Raw genomic sequence first — 16,604 nt, 5'->3', positions numbered from 1 at the left:
CCTCCCGCGTGGGTACTAGGCGCGGAGTAAGTGAGACGTTTAGTATCTGTAACCACGCGCAACCCCTAACCGGGTTTGAGCGAAGTTAGGGCACACTGAGACACGCGTCCAACTAACGGCAGGGATACTTGCTGGGATTGGTTGCGCCATCAGCGAGCCCTGCCTGGTCAACAGCCCACTGGACAGGTAGTTCGAGAGGACTTGAGGAGAAGTTCGTGACGTACGTCATTGCCGAGCCCTGCGTCGATGTCAAGGACAAAGCCTGCATCGAGGAGTGCCCTGTCGACTGCATCTATGAGGGCGCCCGCATGTTGTACATCCACCCGGATGAATGCGTCGACTGCGGCGCCTGCGAACCGGTGTGCCCCGTCGAGGCGATCTACTACGAAGACGATGTGCCCGACCAGTGGAGCGGATACGCCCAGAACAACGTGGACTTCTTCGCCGAGCTCGGTTCGCCGGGCGGCGCGTCGAAGGTCGGCCAGACCGACAACGACCCGCAGGCCGTCAAGGACATGCCGCCGCAGGGTGAGGGCTGAGAGCGACGTCTGAACGCTCCCGCCGGCCGATGAGGTCGGCGTCCCTTCCGGTGTTCCCCTGGGACACCCTCGCCGAGGTGACGGCGACCGCGCGCGCCCACGAGGGCGGGATCGTCGACCTCTCGGTCGGCACGCCCGTCGATGCTGTCGCTCCGGTCATCCGGGACGCGCTGGCCGCTGCCAGTTCCGCCCCGGGTTATCCGACGACGCACGGTACCGCCGCGCTGCGGGAGTCCGTGGTGGCCGCGCTGCAGCGCCGGTACGGCATCACCGGGCTCACGCCCGCGGCGGTGCTCCCGGTCATCGGGACCAAGGAGCTCATCGCGTGGCTCCCGACCCTGCTCGGGCTGGGTGCAGGCGACACGGTCGTCGTCCCGGAGCTCGCCTACCCGACCTATGAGGTCGGCGCGCTGATGGCCGGCACTGCGATCGTGCGTGCCGATTCGCTGACGCAGCTGGGTCCGTCGGTGCCGGCGCTGATCTACCTGAACTCGCCGAGCAATCCCACCGGCAAGGTGCTGGGCGTCGATCACCTGCGCAAGGTCGTGCAGTGGGCGCGCGAACGTGGCGTGTTGGTCGCCTCCGACGAGTGCTACCTCGGTCTCGGCTGGGACGCCGCCCCTGTTTCGGTGCTGCACCCCGACGTGTGCGACGGCGACCACACCGGGCTGCTGGCGGTGCACTCGCTGTCGAAGACGTCGTCGCTGGCGGGTTACCGGGCCGGATTCGTGACGGGAGACCCGGCGGTGGTCGGCGAACTGCTGGCGGTGCGCAAACACGCCGGGATGATGGTGCCGACACCGATCCAGGCCGCGATGGTCGCCGCCCTCGACGACGACGCCCACGAGCAGGACCAGCGACAGCGGTACGCGCGTCGGCGCGAGGCGCTGCTGCCCGCGCTGCTGTCGGCGGGCTTCACCGTCGACCACTCCGAAGCCGGGCTGTATCTGTGGGCCACCCGTGGCGAGCCGTGCCGGGAGACGGTGGCGTGGCTGGCGCAGCGCGGAATCCTGGTGGCGCCGGGGGAGTTCTACGGGCCACGCGGGGCGTCGCATGTGCGGGTGGCGTTGACGGCGACGGACGAGAGGGTCACCGCTGCGGTGCAGCGATTGGGGTGAGGCTGCGGTGCAGCGATTGGGGTGAGGCTGCGGTGCAGCGATTGAGCTGAGGCGCGGTGCTTTCCTTCCCGTCCCGCTGCGAGGACCATGGACAGATGACGCTGCGGGTGATCGACGACGAAATGCTGGCGGAGGTCGAAGATCTCGTTCGTCACTGGCTTGACGACGCTGCCGGCCAGCCCGTCGCTCCTGCTGCGCGCCGGTTGGCAGATGTCCTGCGGGACCCGGCGGGCCTCGAGTTCACCGTCGGCTTCGTCGACAGGGTGATCCGCCCGGACGATCACCGCGTCGCCGCTGCCAACCTCCGGGGCCTCGCGCAGACCGCCCCCGCATTCCTGCCGTGGCACCTGCGCACGATGATCGCGCTCGGTGCGGCGTCGTCGGTCGCCGTCCCCGGCCTCGTCATCCCGATCGCCCGCAAAGCATTGCGCGCCATGGTGGGTCACCTGCTCGTCGACGCCTCCGACCGGCGCCTCGGCCGCTCCATCGCGCGTATCCGGGACCGTGGTGCCGGGCTCAACATCAACCTGCTGGGTGAGGCGGTGCTGGGTCGGGGCGAGGCCGAGCGCCGGCTGCGGGGCACCGAGCGTCTCCTGGCCCGTCCCGACGTCGATTACGTGTCCATCAAGGTCTCGGCGACCGTCCCGCCGCATTCCGCCTGGGCGTTCGACGAAGCGGTCGATCAGGTGGAACAGAGCCTGCTCCCGCTGTTCACCCTGGCCGCAGAGTCGCCGACGCCGAAGTTCATCAACCTGGACATGGAGGAGTACCGCGACCTCGAGATGACGATCGCGGTGTTCACCAGGCTGCTGGACCGGCCCGAGCTGCTGGGTCTGGAAGCCGGAATCGTGCTGCAGGCCTATCTGCCCGATGCGCTCTCGGCGATGACCCGACTTCAGGACTGGGCGAGTGCCCGCAGGGAGCGCGGAGGGGCCGGGATCAAGGTCCGGCTGGTCAAGGGGGCCAATCTGCCGATGGAGCACGTCGAGGCCGAACTGCACAGCTGGCCACCGGCGACCTGGCCGACCAAGCAGGACACCGACACCAACTACAAGCGGGTCCTGGACTATGCGATGCACCCGCATCGGACCGAGAACGTCCGGATCGGCGTGGCCGGGCACAACCTGTTCGACGTCGCCTACGCGTGGATCCTGGCCGGCCGCCGCGGAGTGCGCGACCACATCGAGTTCGAGATGCTGCTCGGGATGGCCGAAGCCCAGGCCGAGGCGGTGCGCCGGACGGTGGGTGGGCTGCTGCTGTATGTGCCCGTGGTGCACCCCGAGGACTTCGACGCCGCGATCGCCTACCTGGTGCGCCGGCTCGAGGAGGGTGCGAGCACGGACAATTTCATGTCCGCGGTGTTCGACCTGCACGACGACGATGCGCTGTACCGACGGGAGCGGGACCGGTTCGTCGCCTCGCTGGCCGAGGTCGACGACACTGTGCCGCAGCCCAATCGCAGGCAGGACCGACGCGTCGACGATCCGGCCGGTTCCGCGAGGCAGACGTTCTCGAACGTCGCCGACACCGATCCCTCGCTGCCGGGCAACCGGGCATGGGGCCGCGCGATCACCGAACGCATCGCGGAGTCGACGGCCGGGGTGGCGCTGGTGGACGACACCACCGTCACGAGCGTCGGACACCTGGATGCCATGATCGCCGAAGGTGTTGCGGCCGGCGCGAACTGGTCGATGTTGGAGGGTGCCGAGCGGGCCGCGATCCTGCGGCGTGCAGCCGCGAGTTTGGAGGCCGCACGTCCGGTGCTTCTCGAAGTGATGGCCGCCGAGACCGGCAAGACTCTCGATCAGGGTGACCCCGAGGTCTCCGAGGCGATCGACTTCGCCAATTACTATGCCTCCCTTGCCGAGGAGCTCGACAACGTCGACGGCGCGACCGCTGTGCCCGTCGGCCTGACCGTCGTGACGCCGCCGTGGAACTTCCCGGTCGCGATCCCGGCGGGGTCGACGCTGGCCGCGCTGGCGTCCGGCAGCGCGGTGATCGTCAAACCCGCGACACAGGCCCGCCGATGCGGATCGGTGATGGTGCAGGCGCTGTGGGACGCCGGGGTCCCACGCACCGTCCTGCAGCTGGCGCACGTCGACGAAAGCGATCTGGGCACCCGGTTGGTCTCGGATCCGCGGGTCGGACGGCTGATCCTCACCGGTGCGTTCGACACCGCGGCGCTGTTCCGCAGCTTCCGCCCCGACCTGCCGCTGCTGGCCGAGACCAGCGGCAAGAACGCGATCGTCATCACCCCGCACGCCGACATCGATCTCGCGGTCAAGGACCTGGTGTATTCGGCCTTCGGGCATGCCGGCCAGAAGTGTTCGGCGGCCTCGCTGGGCATCCTCGTGGGGTCGGTCGCACGGTCGCCGCGGTTTCGCGAGCAGCTCGTCGACGCCGTCACCTCGCTCAAGGTCGGCTATCCCGCCGACCCGACCGTGCAGATGGGTCCGGTGATCGAGGCGGCCGACGGCAAGCTCCTGCGGGCGCTGACCACGCTGGCCCCCGGCGAGCAGTGGCTCGTCGAACCTCGCAGTATCGACGAGACCGGGCGGCTCTGGTCACCGGGTGTGAAGACCGGTGTCCGGCGCGGATCCGAGTATCACCTGACCGAATACTTCGGCCCGGTCCTCGGTCTCATGGAGGCCGCTGATCTCGACGACGCGATCGCCATCCAGAACCAGGTCGACTACGGGCTCACGGCGGGGCTGCACAGCCTCGACCGCGACGAGATCGAACGCTGGACAGCCCGGGTCGAGGCCGGCAACGCCTATGTCAACAGGTCGACCGTCGGCGCTGTCGTGCGACGGCAACCGTTCGGCGGGTGGAAGAAGTCCGCGGTGGGTGCCGGCACCAAGGCGGGCGGACCCAACTACCTTGTCGGGCTGTGCGACTGGACCTCCACGCCCGCGACGAGAGCGGGCGCCCTCACACCGGCGCTGCGTCGATTCCTCGACGCCGCAACGACACTCGACCTCGACGTCGCTGACCGTGCATTCCTGGAACGCTCCCTGGAGTCCGACGCCTACGCGTGGGAACAAGAATTCGGCGTCGTCCGTGACGTGTCGGGTCTGCAGGCGGAGAAGAACGTGTTGCGCTACCGGTCGGTCCCGGTGACGGTGCGCGCCGAGGACGGACGTACCGCGCCGCTGCTGCGGGTGGTCGGCGCAGGGGTGCTGGCCGGAAGTCACGTCATCGTGTCGATCCCGGCGCCTCTGACCGCGCCGACGGCCGAGCTGCTGAGGGCACACGGCGTCACGTGCCGCGCGGAGGATGCGCAGGCATGGCGAATGACGCTGCGCGGCAACGCTCCCGCGCGTGTGCGATTGCTGGGCGGCAGTCGAACAGCGTTCGCCGAGGCGAGCGAAGGCAGGGCCGACGTCGCGCTCTACGCTCAGCCCGTGGTCGAGGCGGGCCGCGTCGAGCTGCTCACCTTCCTGCGCGAGCAGGCGGTCTCGGTCACCGCGCACCGGTTCGGCTCGCCGACCGCACTGGTGGAGGGTCTGTTCGACTGATCCTCCGCTGCGACCGGGCGGTCACACCGGATAAGCGGCGACCGGCATGATCACGGTGCCTTTGCAGACGCCTTCGAGGATCTCGGTGCGCCATGTGCCGTACATCGAGCCGTCCAGGGTGGGGGCGTAGAACACCAGCGAGCGCGCCGCGGCGTATTCGCGCGGCACGTCGTCGCCCCGGAAGCACTCCCACTGCCAGTTGTAGTTGAACACCCACTGCCTGCCGTCCCAGGTGTAGCGCGTCGGTTGCGGGATCGTCGGATTCGTCGGTGCCGGGCCGTCGGACGCCACGGCCACGCAGGACCCGGCGCACGTGGTCGTGAACGTGTACTGAGCGCTGAAATCGGGTTCGGGCTGACGCGTCGCGACACTGGTCCCGATCTTGTCGGAGGCGAACGTCACCACGGTGTAGCGGCCGTTCCAGTCCGTCGGTGCCGCCAGCGCGGTGGCCTCGCCACACACACACGCGGCCGCGACGACGGTCGCGGATGCAAGCGCGTGGCGGGCCCCTCGGGCGGACATGGTTTCCTCGCTGGGTTGTGGCGGTGTGGCAGTAGCAACGTAATTGCCCTACTCGTCAAACTGCCCTACCGACACGGCCTGTTCGGGCACGGTTGCGTCACGAGTCGGTATCGGCCTGCAGCCCGGTCGCAGGTGCGAAACCCGTTTGCGCGGAACGGTGCTCAGGGTGCCTACGCGATCAGGCCTTCGTCAGGAGCAACAGTGTCCACGCGGCGAGTGTCTGCGCATCGGTGATCACGCCGTCGCGCATCATCGTCTCGAGTTCTGCGCGCGTGAACCACGCGCTGCGCATGTCCTGCTCCTCGTGTTCGCGCTCGTGCGGGCCCTCGGTGATGTCCGTGGCGAGGAACACCCGGCCGCGCTGGCTGCTCATCCCCGGCGCGACGTCGAGCAGCCCGATCTCGGTCAGCGACCCAGCGACCAGCCCGGTCTCCTCGCGCAGCTCGCGTGCGGCGAGCTCGGCGGCGTCAAGTTCGGCCCGATCCGGAGCGGTGCCCTGCGGGAACTCCCAGCGGCGCAGCCCGATCGGATAGCGGAACTGCTCCACGAGATGGAAGCGGTCGCCGTCCTTCGGGATCACCAGCGCATACGTCGGTTTGTCCACCACCGCGTAGACGCCGGGGCTGCCGTCGGGCCTGCGGATGTCGTCCTCGCGGATCGTCAACCAGGGGTTGCGGTACACCTCGCGCGTCCCCACGGCCCGGATGTAATCCACGCCCACCAGTATGACCACGCCGCGGAGTAGCCTCACTTCCTGTGCTGCTGGCGTCCCTGAATCCCGCGGCCGTGGCGGCGGGGGCCGACCTCGCCGACGCGGTCCGCATCGACGGCGTGTCGTTGAGCCGAGGTGATCTGGTCGGAGCGGCGACCTCGGTCGCCGAGCGGGTGGGCGGCGCGTCGCGCGTCGCGATCCTGGCCCGGCCCACCGCGTCCACGGTGCTCGCCGTGGCCGGCTGCCTGATCGCCGGCGTGCCGTTCGTCCCGGTGCCGGCCGATGTCGGCGCGGCTGAACGTCGCCACATCCTCACCGACTCCGGCGCGCAGGGCTGGCTCGGCGAGCGGCCCGACGACGCCGAGGGGTTGCCGCACATCCCGGTGCGGATGCATGCGCGTTCGTGGCACCGCTACGCCGAGCCGCCACCGCACGCCGCGGCGATGATCATCTACACCTCCGGCACCACCGGACTGCCCAAAGGGGTGGTGCTCAGCCGCCGGGCCATCGCCGACGACATCGACATGCTGGCGCGGGCATGGCAGTGGACATCCGAGGACACCTTGGTCCACGGCCTGCCGATGTACCACGTCCACGGCCTCGTCCTCGGGCTCCTCGGATCGCTGCGTCTCGGAAACCGCTTCGTGCACACCGGGAAACCGAAACCGGAGTTGTATGCCCAGGCTGTGAGCGAGCTGGGCGGCACGCTGGTGTTCGGGGTGCCGACGGTGTGGTCGCGGATCGTCGAGGACGGCGGAGCCGCCCGGGCGATGGCGCCGGCGCGGCTGCTGGTGTCGGGAAGTGCGGCGCTTCCGGTGCCCGTCTTCGACGGGCTGTCGGCGTTGAGTGGGCACCAGCCCGTCGAACGGTATGGCAGCACCGAGACGCTGATCACCCTCAGCACGTTGGCTTCCGGGGAGCGGCGACCGGGCTGGGTCGGGCTGCCGCTCGACGGGGTGCAGACGCGGCTGGTCGCCGAGGACGGCGGCGCGGTGCCCCAGGACGGCGAGTCGATCGGCCAGTTGCATGTGCAGAGCCCGACCTTGTTCGACGGATACCTCAACCGTGCCGATGCCACCGCCGAGGTGCTGGGCGACGACGGCTGGTACCGCACCGGCGATGTCGCCGTGGTCGACGCCGACGGCATGCACCGGATCGTCGGCCGGGAGTCGGTGGACCTGATCAAGAGCGGTGGCTTCCGGATCGGGGCGGGGGAGATCGAGACGGTGCTGCTCGGGCACGACGGGGTGCGCGAGGTCGCGGTGATCGGCGCGCCCGACGAGGACCTGGGGCAGCGCATCGTCGCGTTCGTCGTCGGCGACGCGCAGCCCGACGAGCTCATCGACTATGTGGCACAGCAACTCTCGGTGCACAAACGCCCACGTGAGGTGCGCATTGTCGACGAACTGCCCCGCAACGCGATGGGCAAGGTGCTGAAAAAGGAGCTTGCGCAATGGGTCTGAGATTCACCGACCTCTGCATCGACGCCAACGACCCCCGCGCGCTGGCGGATTGGTGGTCGCAGGTGCTCGGCTGGCCCGACGAGGACGCCGACGACGGCGATGTGATCCTGCGGGCGCCCGGCGGCGTCGGCCCGGACTGGCTGTTCCTCGGGGTCCCCGAGGGCAAGGCCGTCAAGAACCGGATCCATTTCGACCTCACTCCCGACGACCAGGACGCCGAGGTGGAGCGGGTGATCGCACTCGGCGCCCGGCGCGTCGACATCGGCCAGGGCGAGCAGACCTGGGTGGTGCTCGCCGACCCAGAAGGAAACGAGTTCTGCATCCTGGCGGCCGAAGGGTGACGACCCGAGGGGGTCCCCCCGCCCCGCGAGCGCGCGTGTCTGCCCGCCGACGCGCCGCGCACCCTGGCTTTTCGCGCGCGCTCGCCGCCGTCGGCGGTGCGCTGCTTGCCACGCTGCTTGCGGCGTGCGGGCAACCGCCGGAGGTGATGCTCGTGCAGACCAGCATCACCCTGCCCCCGCCACCGCCGATCCCACCGGCCCCGCCCGCCGACGCACTGTCGATCGGCGCGTCCGCGGTCGACACCACGGGCGGCTGGTTGCCCGACGGCACCATGCTCTCGCCGTTCGATACCGCCAATCCCATTCTGTCGCAACTGGATCCAGCTCTGCTGCAGGCCGTGCAAGACGCCACCCGGGCGGCGGAGGCGCAAGGCGTCCAGCTCCTCGTGACATCGGGCTGGCGGTCCAAGGGTTTTCAACAGCGACTGTTCGACGACGGTGTGCGCACCTACGGCAGCGTCGAGAGGGCCGCAGAGTTCGTCGCGACACCCGAGGTGTCCAAACATGTGATGGGGCAGGCCATTGACATCGGTCCGCCCGAAGCGGATCGCTGGCTGATCGCCAACGGTAGGCAGTTCGGGCTGTGCCAGATCTACGCCAACGAGATCTGGCATTTCGAACTGGCCGTCGACGCCCAGGGCAACTGCCCACCGCTCAAGCCGAACGCCTCGGGGTAGCGCGCGGTGGCGCGTGACGAGCACCGGGGAGCACGACGAGCGCGCGCAAAGTGCCAGGACCTGCGGCGCGTCGGTGTGCAGACACGCGCGCTCGCGGTGCAAGTCCAGGGTGCAGGGCGAGGTGCAGGTCCAGGGCCAGGTGCAAGCCCAGGTGCGCTAGTTGGCGTGCAGTGCCTCGTTGAGCGTGATGCCGGTGCCGTCGCGCTTGACGACCTCGACCGCGCCGGTCACCGAATTACGCCGGAACAGCAGGTTGTTGGCGCCGGAGAGCTCGCGCGCCTTCAAAGTCTCCCCATCCGCTGTGGTCACCTTCGTGCCCGCGGTGACGTACAGACCGGCCTCGATCACGCAGTCGTCGCCCAAGGAAATACCCAGGCCCGCGTTGGCGCCCAGCAGGCATCGCTTGCCGACCGAGATCACCTGCGTGCCACCGCCCGACAGCGTGCCCATGATCGACGCGCCACCGCCGATGTCGGAGCCGTCGTCGACGACCACGCCGGCCGAGATGCGGCCCTCGACCATCGAGCTGCCCAGCGTGCCCGCGTTGTAGTTCACGAATCCCTCGTGCATCACGGTGGTGCCCGCCGCCAGGTGCGCGCCGAGCCGCACCCGGTCCGCGTCGGCGATGCGCACGCCCGCGGGCAGCACGTAGTCGACCATGCGCGGGAACTTGTCCACCCCGTAGACGTTGACCTGCCCGCGCCGGCGCAGGCGTGCCCGCACGGTCTCGAAACCCTCGACCGCGCAGGGGCCGTGATTCGTCCAGACCACGTTGGTCAGCACACCGAAGAAGCCGTCGGCGTTCAGTCCGTGCGGCGCCACCAGGCGGTGCGACAGCAGATGCAGCCGCAGATAGGCGTCGTAGGCGTCGACGGCCTTGTCGTCCAGCGAGGCGATCGCGGTACGGATCACGACGACGTCGACGCCGCGGTCCTCGTCGCGCGTGGCCAGTTCGGCGAGCTCGGCGGGCACCTCGGCCACCGACATCCGCACCGTCCCCGCCTCGGCCTCGGCCTCGTCGGAAAGCTCCGGGGCCGGGAACCACGCGTCAAGAACCGTTCCGTCGGCCGCGATCGTCGCCACGCCGATGCCTGATGCTCCAGAAGTCACGGTGCTTCAGGCTACCGGTGGGCCTAGCATCGCTTCACGGGGTCCCGATCAGGCCAGGAGGCGCGCCACCACCGTGGATGTGACCTTGCGTCAGCTTCGCTACTTCGCCATGCTCGGCGAGGAACTGAACTACCGCCGCGCCGCGGAGAAGCTGTTCATCACCCAGCCGGCGCTGTCGACGGCGATCAAGCAGCTCGAGCACCAGTTCGGCGTCGTGCTGTTCCACCGCAACACCCGCGAGGTCGCGCTGACCGACCTCGGTGCGGCCTGGCTGCCCCAGGTGCAGCAGGCGCTCTCGGGCGTCACCGCGATCGTCGACAACCTGATCATGCTGTCCGGCACCAGACGCGGCGTGCTGCGGGTCGGCTACCTCATCGGCACCGGCGCGGATCTGCTGTTCCGCCTGGTGCGCCATTTCGAGGCGGCCTACCCGGACGTCACCGTCGAACCGCTGGAGTTCGACTTCGCGGACCCGACCGCCGGGCTCGCCGACGGAACCACCGACGTCGCGATCATCCGGCCCCCGGTGGACCTGCCCGAGCACCGGATGCTGATCCTGGACTCCGAGTCGTGGGTCGCCTGCCTGCCCCGCGACCACCCGCTGGCCCAGCGCACCGAGGTCGAGATCGCCGAGCTTCTCGACGATCCCATCGTGTGCGCGCCGCTGACGGCGGGGACGTGGCGCGACTACTGGCTGGCGATGGACGTGCGCGGCAACCGGCCACCCACCATCGCCGCCGTCGCCGCGACCTACGAGGCCGAGACCACCGCCATCGCCCGCGGCCTGGGCATCAGCTTCACGACGTCGTCGGTGGCCCGCTTCTACGACCGCCCGGGGATCGTCTACGTCCCGATCAGCGACCGGCCGCCCAGCCACACCGCGCTGGCATGGAACCCGACCGACCTCACACCACAGGCAGACGCACTGGTCAGGCATGTGCAGTCGCAGTGGAGCTTCGGTGACGCCCCCGGCTGACGCAGGGCACGAACGCCACTGATAACCGCAGTTTATAAGTCGATCAGAACAAGAAACTTCCGGTGTCGGGCCGATGGCGGTTTTCTGTCAGCACGTGTTCTTCTCACTGGTTTGACCTGGAGTGACCATGACCGAAGCAATGACCCCACCGACTCATTCAGAACAGCGCGTCCCCGCGCTGGGCGCCGAGGACGCGAAGCTCGCCGAACTGGGCTACACCCAGAGACTCGACCGCTCCGTCGGAACGCTGGCCTCGTTCGCGATCGGCTTCGCCACCATCAGCGCCACCACTGCCGTGTTCACCGGATTCGGCGCGGGCTATTTCACCGCCGGCGCACCGTTCGTCTGGACGCTGCTACTGGCCGGCGCAGTGTTCGCGCTGTGGACGTTCATCGCCGCGGACCTGACTGCGAAGCTCCCACTGGCCGGCTACTCCTACCAGTGGATCAGCCGCATCAACGGGCCCAACCTGGCGTGGTTCACCGGCTTCATCGCGCTGATGGGCTGGGTCTGCGGCATGACCGGGGTCGGCTTCATCCTGTCCGGCTACCTCGGCGGCCTCCTGGGCTGGGGCATGACGCAGACCACCCAGATCCTGCTCGCGATCGCCGTGGTGTTCGTCTGCGTGCTGATCAACATCTACGGTGTCCGCTTCGCGACCATGGTCAACAACATCGGTGTCAGCCTCGAGCTCGTCATCACCGTCGGTGCCACTGCACTGATCGCCGTCATCGCGTTCTCCGCGCCCGAGAACCACCAGCCCATCTCGACCCTGTTCACCGGCGGCGAGTCCGGCGACAAGGACTCCTACATGCTGGCCTGGCTGGCCGCCGCGCTCGGGCCGTTCTTCGGGCTCATCGGTGTCGAATCCGGCGCCGACGTCGCCGAGGAGACCAAGAACGCCCGCCGCGTGGTCCCCAGGACGATGTTCTACGCGCTCATCACCTCGATCGTCATCGAGTTCCTGATGTACGTGGTGTACGTGCTCGCCATCAAGGATCCCGCTGCGGTGGAGGCCTATTCGGCGGCACCGATCGAGGAGATCATCACCCAGCAGGCCGGTCCCGTCGTCACCAAGGTCATCGTGGCCATTGCCCTGACCAACATCCTGGCGTGCCTGCTGGCCAACATCCTGGTCGCCACCCGGCTCGCCTACTCGATGGCCCGCGACAACATGCTGCCCTTCTCCCACGTGTGGCGTCACGTCTCGCCCAAGAGCAAGGCCCCGACGTTCGCGGTGATCGGGCTGGGTTGCCTCTCAACGCTTCTGCTGTTGTCGGCGTTGGTCAACGAGAAGGCGTTCAACTACATCATCGGCATCGCGTCGCTGCTGTTCTTCTTCGTCTACATCCTGCAGACCGTCGGGTTGCTCGTCGGATATCGCAACGGCACCATCCCGGTCGCCGAACCGGGGACCTTCGACCTGGGACGCTGGAGGTTGCCGCTGTACGTGACCGCTCTGGTGGTGTTCCTGGGCGTGGCTGTGGCGCTGCTGTTCCTGCCCCAGTTCACCAGCAATAAATGGGTGTTCCTCGGCATCGTCGTGCTCGCCGGCATCTGGTGGGCGACCGGGCTGAAGGCGCGGCTGCGCCGCGGTGACGCGGGTGCCGACTATGCCAGGACCCACGGTGTGTGAACCGGGTCGCCCCGCCCCGTTCTCTCGAACCTCGCAACGAAAAGGACTGTAAGCACATGACCGTCACCGACCACAACACCATCCACCACACCATCCAGCAAGGCACCTCGAACCTCGTCGCCGTCGAGCCCGGAGCAATCCGGGAGGACACACCCGCGGGTTCGGTGATCCAGTACAGCGACTACGAGATCGACTACTCCAGCCCGTTCGCCGGCGGCGTCGCCTGGATCGAGGACGAGTTCATTCCCGCCGAGGACGCCAAGATCTCGATCTTCGACACCGGCTTCGGGCATTCCGACCTGACCTACACCGTCGCCCACGTCTGGCACGGCAACATCTTCCGGCTCGGCGATCACCTCGACCGGTTGCTCGACGGCGCCCGCAAGCTGCGGCTCGACCCGGGTTACAGCAAGGAGGAGCTGGCCGAGATCACCAAGCGCTGTGTCTCGATGTCCCAGCTGCGGGAGTCGTTCGTCAACTTGACGGTCACGCGCGGTTACGGAAAACGCAAGGGGGAGAAGGACCTGTCCAAGCTCACCCACCAGGTCTACATCTACGCGATCCCGTATCTGTGGGCGTTCCCGCCGGCCGAGCAGATCTTCGGCACCACCGCCGTGGTACCCCGACACGTGCGCCGCGCCGGACGCAACACCGTCGACCCCACCATCAAGAACTACCAGTGGGGCGACCTCACCGCGGCGAGTTTCGAGGCCAAGGACCGGGGTGCCCGCACCGCCATCCTGCTCGACTCCGACAACTGCGTGGCCGAGGGGCCCGGCTTCAACGTGTGCATCGTCAAGGACGGCAAGCTGGCGTCGCCGTCACGAAATGCGTTGCCCGGCATCACCCGCAAGACGGTGTTCGAGCTCGCCGACGCGATGGGGATCGAGGCCACGCTGCGCGATGTCACCAGCCACGAACTCTACGACGCCGACGAGCTCATGGCCGTCACCACCGCCGGTGGCGTGACACCGATCAACTCTCTCGACGGAGAGCCGATCGGCGCAGGTGAACCCGGGCCGGTGACCGTCGCGATCCGTGACCGGTTCTGGGCGCTGATGGACGAGCCCGGCCCGCTCATCGAGGCCATCCGGTACTGAGGTCGCCGGAGGCGGTCGGTGCCAGCGGGTTACCGTGGTCGTGTGCTGGACCTACACGGTGATCCGACCGCGCTGACCGCCGCCCTGGTGGACATTCCGAGCGAATCACGCCACGAGACCCGCATCGCCGACGAGATCGAGACCGCGCTGCGCGAGCAGACGACCGGTTTCGAGGTCATCCGCAACGGCGATGCGGTGCTGGCGCGCACGAACTTCGGCAAGCCGTCGCGTGTGCTGCTGGCCGGCCACACCGACACGGTCCCCGCCGCCGACAACCTGCCCAGCAGGCTGGCCGACGGCGTGCTGCACGGCTGCGGCACCTCGGACATGAAATCGGGCGACGCGGTCTTCCTGCATCTGGCCGCGACGGTCACCGAGGCTGCCCACGACCTCACGCTCGTGATGTACGACTGCGAGGAGATCGAGGCGTCGGCGAACGGTCTGGGCCGCATCGAACGCGAGCTGCCGGAGTGGCTCACCGCCGACGTCGCGATCCTCGGGGAGCCGTCCGGCGGATTCATCGAGGCCGGCTGCCAGGGCACACTGCGGGTGGTCGTCAGCGCCGCGGGCACCCGGGCGCATTCGGCCCGATCGTGGTTGGGGGACAACGCCATTCACAAACTCGGCGATGTCCTGGCCCGGCTTACGTCCTACCGGGCCCGCAGCGTCGACATCGACGGCTGCGTCTACCGCGAGGGCCTGTCGGCGGTGCGCGTCGAGGGCGGCATCGCAGGCAACGTGATCCCCGACGCCGCCCGCGTGACCGTCAACTTCCGCTTCGCGCCGGACCGCACCGTCGAGCAGGCCCATGCCCATGTGGTGGACGTGTTCGACGGGCTCGACGTGGACATCGAGCTCACCGATTCTGCGGCGGGCGCACTGCCCGGGCTGACCCGGCCCGCGGCGGCGGCGCTCGTCGACGCCGCCGGAGGACAGGTCCGGGCGAAGTACGGATGGACCGATGTCTCCCGCTTCGCCGCGCTGGGCATTCCGGCGGTCAACTACGGCCCCGGCGACCCGAACCTCGCCCATCGTGTCGACGAGCACGTCGAGGTCGAGCAGATCACCGCGGTCACCGACGTGCTGCGCCACTATTTAATCGGTTGACCACGCCGATAACCTGAACGCATGCTCTCGCGCTGACGACCTCCGGTCTCTGTCCGCACGACTTCGAGAGCTTCTGCATGCCGTCACTCACCTGCACCCAGCTGACCTTCTCCTTCGACACCGGAACCGACGACACCCCGCTGTTCACCGATCTGTCGTTCACGGTGGGGCCCGGCCGCACCGGCCTCGTCGCCCCCAACGGGGCCGGCAAGAGCACGCTGCTGCGCCTGCTCGCCGGCGAGCTGTCACCGTCGTCCGGCACGGTGACCGTCGACGGGCTCGTCGGCTACCTACCCCAGACGCTGCCGCTGCTCGATGACCGCAGCGTCGCCGAGGTGCTCGGTGTGGCGCCCGTGATCGACGCGCTGAACGCCTTGGCTGCAGGCGATTCCAGCGACGCGGTCTTCGCGGCCATCGGTGACGACTGGGACGTCGAAGAGCGGACCCGGGCCCAGCTCGACCGCCTCGGTCTCGGGCATCTCGCCGTCGACCGTCCGCTGACCTCGCTGTCCGGCGGCGAGGTGGTGACCCTCGGTCTGGCCCGAGAGTTGCTGCGCCGCCCCGATATCCTGCTGCTCGACGAACCCACCAACAACCTCGACGCCGACGCCAGACACCGGCTCTACGACGCCCTCGACGACTTCGGCGGGTGCCTGCTGCTGGTGAGCCACGACCGCGTCCTGCTGGACCGGATGGATCGCATCGCCGAACTCCACCGCGGCGAGATGTCCTTCTACGGCGGCAATTTCAGTGATTACCAGGACGCCGTCGACGAGTCACGACGGGCCGCCGAAGATGCGGTGCGCGCCGCCGAGCAGACGCTCAAACGCGAGAAACGGCAACGCCAGCAGGCGCGGGAGCGGACCGACCGCCGATCCGGCAACGCACAGCGCACCCTCAAAGACGCCGGCCTGCCGAAGATCGTCTCCGGTGCGATGAAACGCAGGGCGCAGGAGACCGCCGGCCGCACCGACGATGTGCACGCCAAGCGGATCGACCAGGCGAGGTCGCGGCTGGCGGACGCCGAGCGTGCCCTCCGCGACGACGACCACGTGGTCCTCGACCTACCCGACACCGACGTCCCCCCGGGGCGAACGGTGCTGCAGGTCAAGGGTTTACGGCTGCAGCGCTCCGGTCGACCCGTGCTCGACGGTGTCGACCTGACGGTCCGCGGACCCGAACGCATCGCGGTGACGGGTGCGAACGGAGCCGGGAAGACCACGCTGCTGCGGGCCGTGCTCGGTGAGCTCGAGCCGGATGCGGGCACCGTCGAGGTCGCCCAGGGGCGGGTGGCGTACCTGTCCCAGCGTCTCGACCTCCTCGACGACGACCGGAGCGTCGCCGACAACCTCGCGGCGTTCACCCCCGCCATGACCACGACCCGGCGCCGGCATCTGCTCGCGCAGTTCCTGTTCCACGGTGACGCGGTGGACCGCCCGGTGCGGGCGCTGTCCGGTGGGGAGAGGTTGCGCGCCACGCTGGCGTGCGTGCTGTTCGCCGAACCACCGCCGCAGCTTCTGCTTCTCGACGAACCGACCAACAACCTCGACCTGGTCAGCGTTGAGCAACTGGAAAGCGCGCTGCTGGCGTACCGGGGTGCGTTTCTCGTCGTCAGTCATGACGCGTCGTTCGTCGAGTCGATCGGGGTCAACCGCGTCCTGCACCTGCGGCAGGGCGGTCTCGTCGATTCCTAGCTGTACTGACCACGGACGTTGGTGACGGCGTGGTGAGGTGACAAGACGAAGACCTCCGAGTGGAGTGCGAGCTGTCTAGGAACGCTCACCA

At 68.7% G+C, this 16,604-nt stretch carries 14 protein-coding genes and 1 pseudogene; 12 read left to right on the top strand and 3 right to left on the bottom strand.

Annotated features, from left to right (window positions below; all coding sequences use genetic code 11):
* The first annotated feature begins 215 nt into the window (after nt 1-215).
* From fdxA to FHR72_RS22755, 3 genes are all read left to right on the top strand, one after another.
* The gene (fdxA, locus tag FHR72_RS22765) at nt 216-539 is read left to right on the top strand and encodes a ferredoxin (protein ID WP_183472549.1); all 324 of its coding nucleotides are present in this window, start codon (nt 216-218) and stop codon (nt 537-539) included.
* A gap of 29 nt (nt 540-568) precedes the next feature.
* The gene (gene dapC / locus FHR72_RS22760) at nt 569-1,657 is read left to right on the top strand and encodes a succinyldiaminopimelate transaminase (protein WP_183472546.1); all 1,089 of its coding nucleotides are present in this window, start codon (nt 569-571) and stop codon (nt 1,655-1,657) included.
* A 95-nt stretch (nt 1,658-1,752) separates the two neighbouring features.
* Nucleotides 1,753-5,175 carry a bifunctional proline dehydrogenase/L-glutamate gamma-semialdehyde dehydrogenase gene (locus tag FHR72_RS22755; RefSeq protein WP_183472543.1) on the top strand — a complete coding sequence of 1,141 codons (3,423 nt, stop codon included), beginning with the start codon at nt 1,753-1,755 and terminating at the stop codon, nt 5,173-5,175.
* A 21-nt stretch (nt 5,176-5,196) separates the two neighbouring features.
* On the opposite strand, the gene FHR72_RS22750 is transcribed toward FHR72_RS22755, so the two are convergent.
* Together FHR72_RS22750 and FHR72_RS22745 are read right to left on the bottom strand one after the other, a co-directional pair.
* Complete coding sequence (locus FHR72_RS22750) at nt 5,197-5,697, bottom strand: Rv2253 family sensor-like surface protein (RefSeq protein WP_183472540.1); 501 nt, start codon at nt 5,695-5,697, stop codon at nt 5,197-5,199.
* A gap of 178 nt (nt 5,698-5,875) precedes the next feature.
* Nucleotides 5,876-6,412, bottom strand: a complete 537-nt coding sequence (locus FHR72_RS22745; protein ID WP_183472537.1) for an NUDIX domain-containing protein — start codon at nt 6,410-6,412, stop codon at nt 5,876-5,878.
* Between the two features lie 41 nt (nt 6,413-6,453).
* Between FHR72_RS22745 and FHR72_RS22740 the strand changes: the two genes are divergently transcribed.
* The 3 genes from FHR72_RS22740 to FHR72_RS22730 all read left to right on the top strand — a co-directional run bounded on the left by FHR72_RS22740 (nt 6,454) and on the right by FHR72_RS22730 (nt 8,890).
* Nucleotides 6,454-7,872: an acyl-CoA synthetase gene (locus FHR72_RS22740; protein WP_183472534.1), complete on the top strand. Its 1,419-nt coding sequence runs from the start codon at nt 6,454-6,456 to the stop codon at nt 7,870-7,872.
* Complete coding sequence (locus FHR72_RS22735; protein WP_183472531.1) at nt 7,863-8,213, top strand: VOC family protein; 351 nt, start codon at nt 7,863-7,865, stop codon at nt 8,211-8,213. Before FHR72_RS22740 ends, FHR72_RS22735 begins: the two co-directional genes overlap by 10 nt.
* 146 nt (nt 8,214-8,359) lie before the next feature.
* Entirely contained in the window at nt 8,360-8,890 is a 531-nt protein-coding gene (locus tag FHR72_RS22730; RefSeq protein WP_183472910.1) for a M15 family metallopeptidase, read from the top strand.
* 156 nt (nt 8,891-9,046) lie between these two features.
* Here FHR72_RS22730 and dapD read toward each other — a convergent pair whose 3' ends face one another.
* Complete coding sequence (dapD, locus tag FHR72_RS22725; RefSeq protein ID WP_183472528.1) at nt 9,047-10,000, bottom strand: 2,3,4,5-tetrahydropyridine-2,6-dicarboxylate N-succinyltransferase; 954 nt, start codon at nt 9,998-10,000, stop codon at nt 9,047-9,049.
* Nucleotides 10,001-10,079: 79 nt separating this feature from the next.
* On the opposite strand from dapD, the gene FHR72_RS22720 reads away from it, so the two are divergent.
* The 6 genes and pseudogenes from FHR72_RS22720 (at nt 10,080) to FHR72_RS26885 (ending at nt 16,513) form a co-directional block, all read left to right on the top strand.
* Nucleotides 10,080-10,976, top strand: a complete 897-nt coding sequence (locus FHR72_RS22720) for a LysR family transcriptional regulator (RefSeq protein WP_183472525.1) — start codon at nt 10,080-10,082, stop codon at nt 10,974-10,976.
* A 127-nt stretch (nt 10,977-11,103) separates the two neighbouring features.
* Nucleotides 11,104-12,612, top strand: a complete 1,509-nt coding sequence (locus FHR72_RS22715; protein ID WP_183472522.1) for an APC family permease — start codon at nt 11,104-11,106, stop codon at nt 12,610-12,612.
* Between the two features lie 56 nt (nt 12,613-12,668).
* Nucleotides 12,669-13,712 carry an aminotransferase class IV gene (locus FHR72_RS22710; RefSeq protein WP_183472519.1) on the top strand — a complete coding sequence of 348 codons (1,044 nt, stop codon included), beginning with the start codon at nt 12,669-12,671 and terminating at the stop codon, nt 13,710-13,712.
* A gap of 42 nt (nt 13,713-13,754) precedes the next feature.
* Complete coding sequence (dapE, locus tag FHR72_RS22705; protein WP_183472516.1) at nt 13,755-14,819, top strand: succinyl-diaminopimelate desuccinylase; 1,065 nt, start codon at nt 13,755-13,757, stop codon at nt 14,817-14,819.
* Between the two features lie 155 nt (nt 14,820-14,974).
* A pseudogene (locus tag FHR72_RS26890) lies at nt 14,975-15,496 on the top strand (ATP-binding cassette domain-containing protein); the annotation flags it as partial.
* Between the two features lie 15 nt (nt 15,497-15,511).
* Nucleotides 15,512-16,513: an ATP-binding cassette domain-containing protein gene (locus tag FHR72_RS26885; protein ID WP_472670925.1), complete on the top strand. Its 1,002-nt coding sequence runs from the start codon at nt 15,512-15,514 to the stop codon at nt 16,511-16,513.
* Nucleotides 16,514-16,604: the final 91 nt, after the last annotated feature.

This window comes from Mycolicibacterium iranicum (assembly GCF_014190915.1).
GTDB lineage: Bacteria > Actinomycetota > Actinomycetes > Mycobacteriales > Mycobacteriaceae > Mycobacterium > Mycobacterium iranicum_B.
This window is presented reverse-complemented; position numbering and strand designations above follow the sequence as displayed.

Excerpts from the sequence above, each read along its gene's own strand:
- FHR72_RS22755 (WP_183472543.1), top strand. The coding sequence starts at position 1,753 with ATGACGCTGCGGGTGATCGACGACGAAATGCTGGCGGAGGTCGAAGAT.
- dapC (WP_183472546.1), top strand. The coding sequence starts at position 569 with ATGAGGTCGGCGTCCCTTCCGGTGTTCCCCTGGGACACCCTCGCCGAG.
- FHR72_RS22750 (WP_183472540.1), bottom strand. The coding sequence starts at position 5,697 with ATGTCCGCCCGAGGGGCCCGCCACGCGCTTGCATCCGCGACCGTCGTC.
- FHR72_RS22715 (WP_183472522.1), top strand. The coding sequence starts at position 11,104 with ATGACCGAAGCAATGACCCCACCGACTCATTCAGAACAGCGCGTCCCC.
- FHR72_RS22710 (WP_183472519.1), top strand. The coding sequence starts at position 12,669 with ATGACCGTCACCGACCACAACACCATCCACCACACCATCCAGCAAGGC.
- FHR72_RS26885 (WP_472670925.1), top strand. The coding sequence starts at position 15,512 with ATGGATCGCATCGCCGAACTCCACCGCGGCGAGATGTCCTTCTACGGC.
- FHR72_RS22735 (WP_183472531.1), top strand. The coding sequence starts at position 7,863 with ATGGGTCTGAGATTCACCGACCTCTGCATCGACGCCAACGACCCCCGC.
- FHR72_RS22730 (WP_183472910.1), top strand. The coding sequence starts at position 8,360 with ATGCTCGTGCAGACCAGCATCACCCTGCCCCCGCCACCGCCGATCCCA.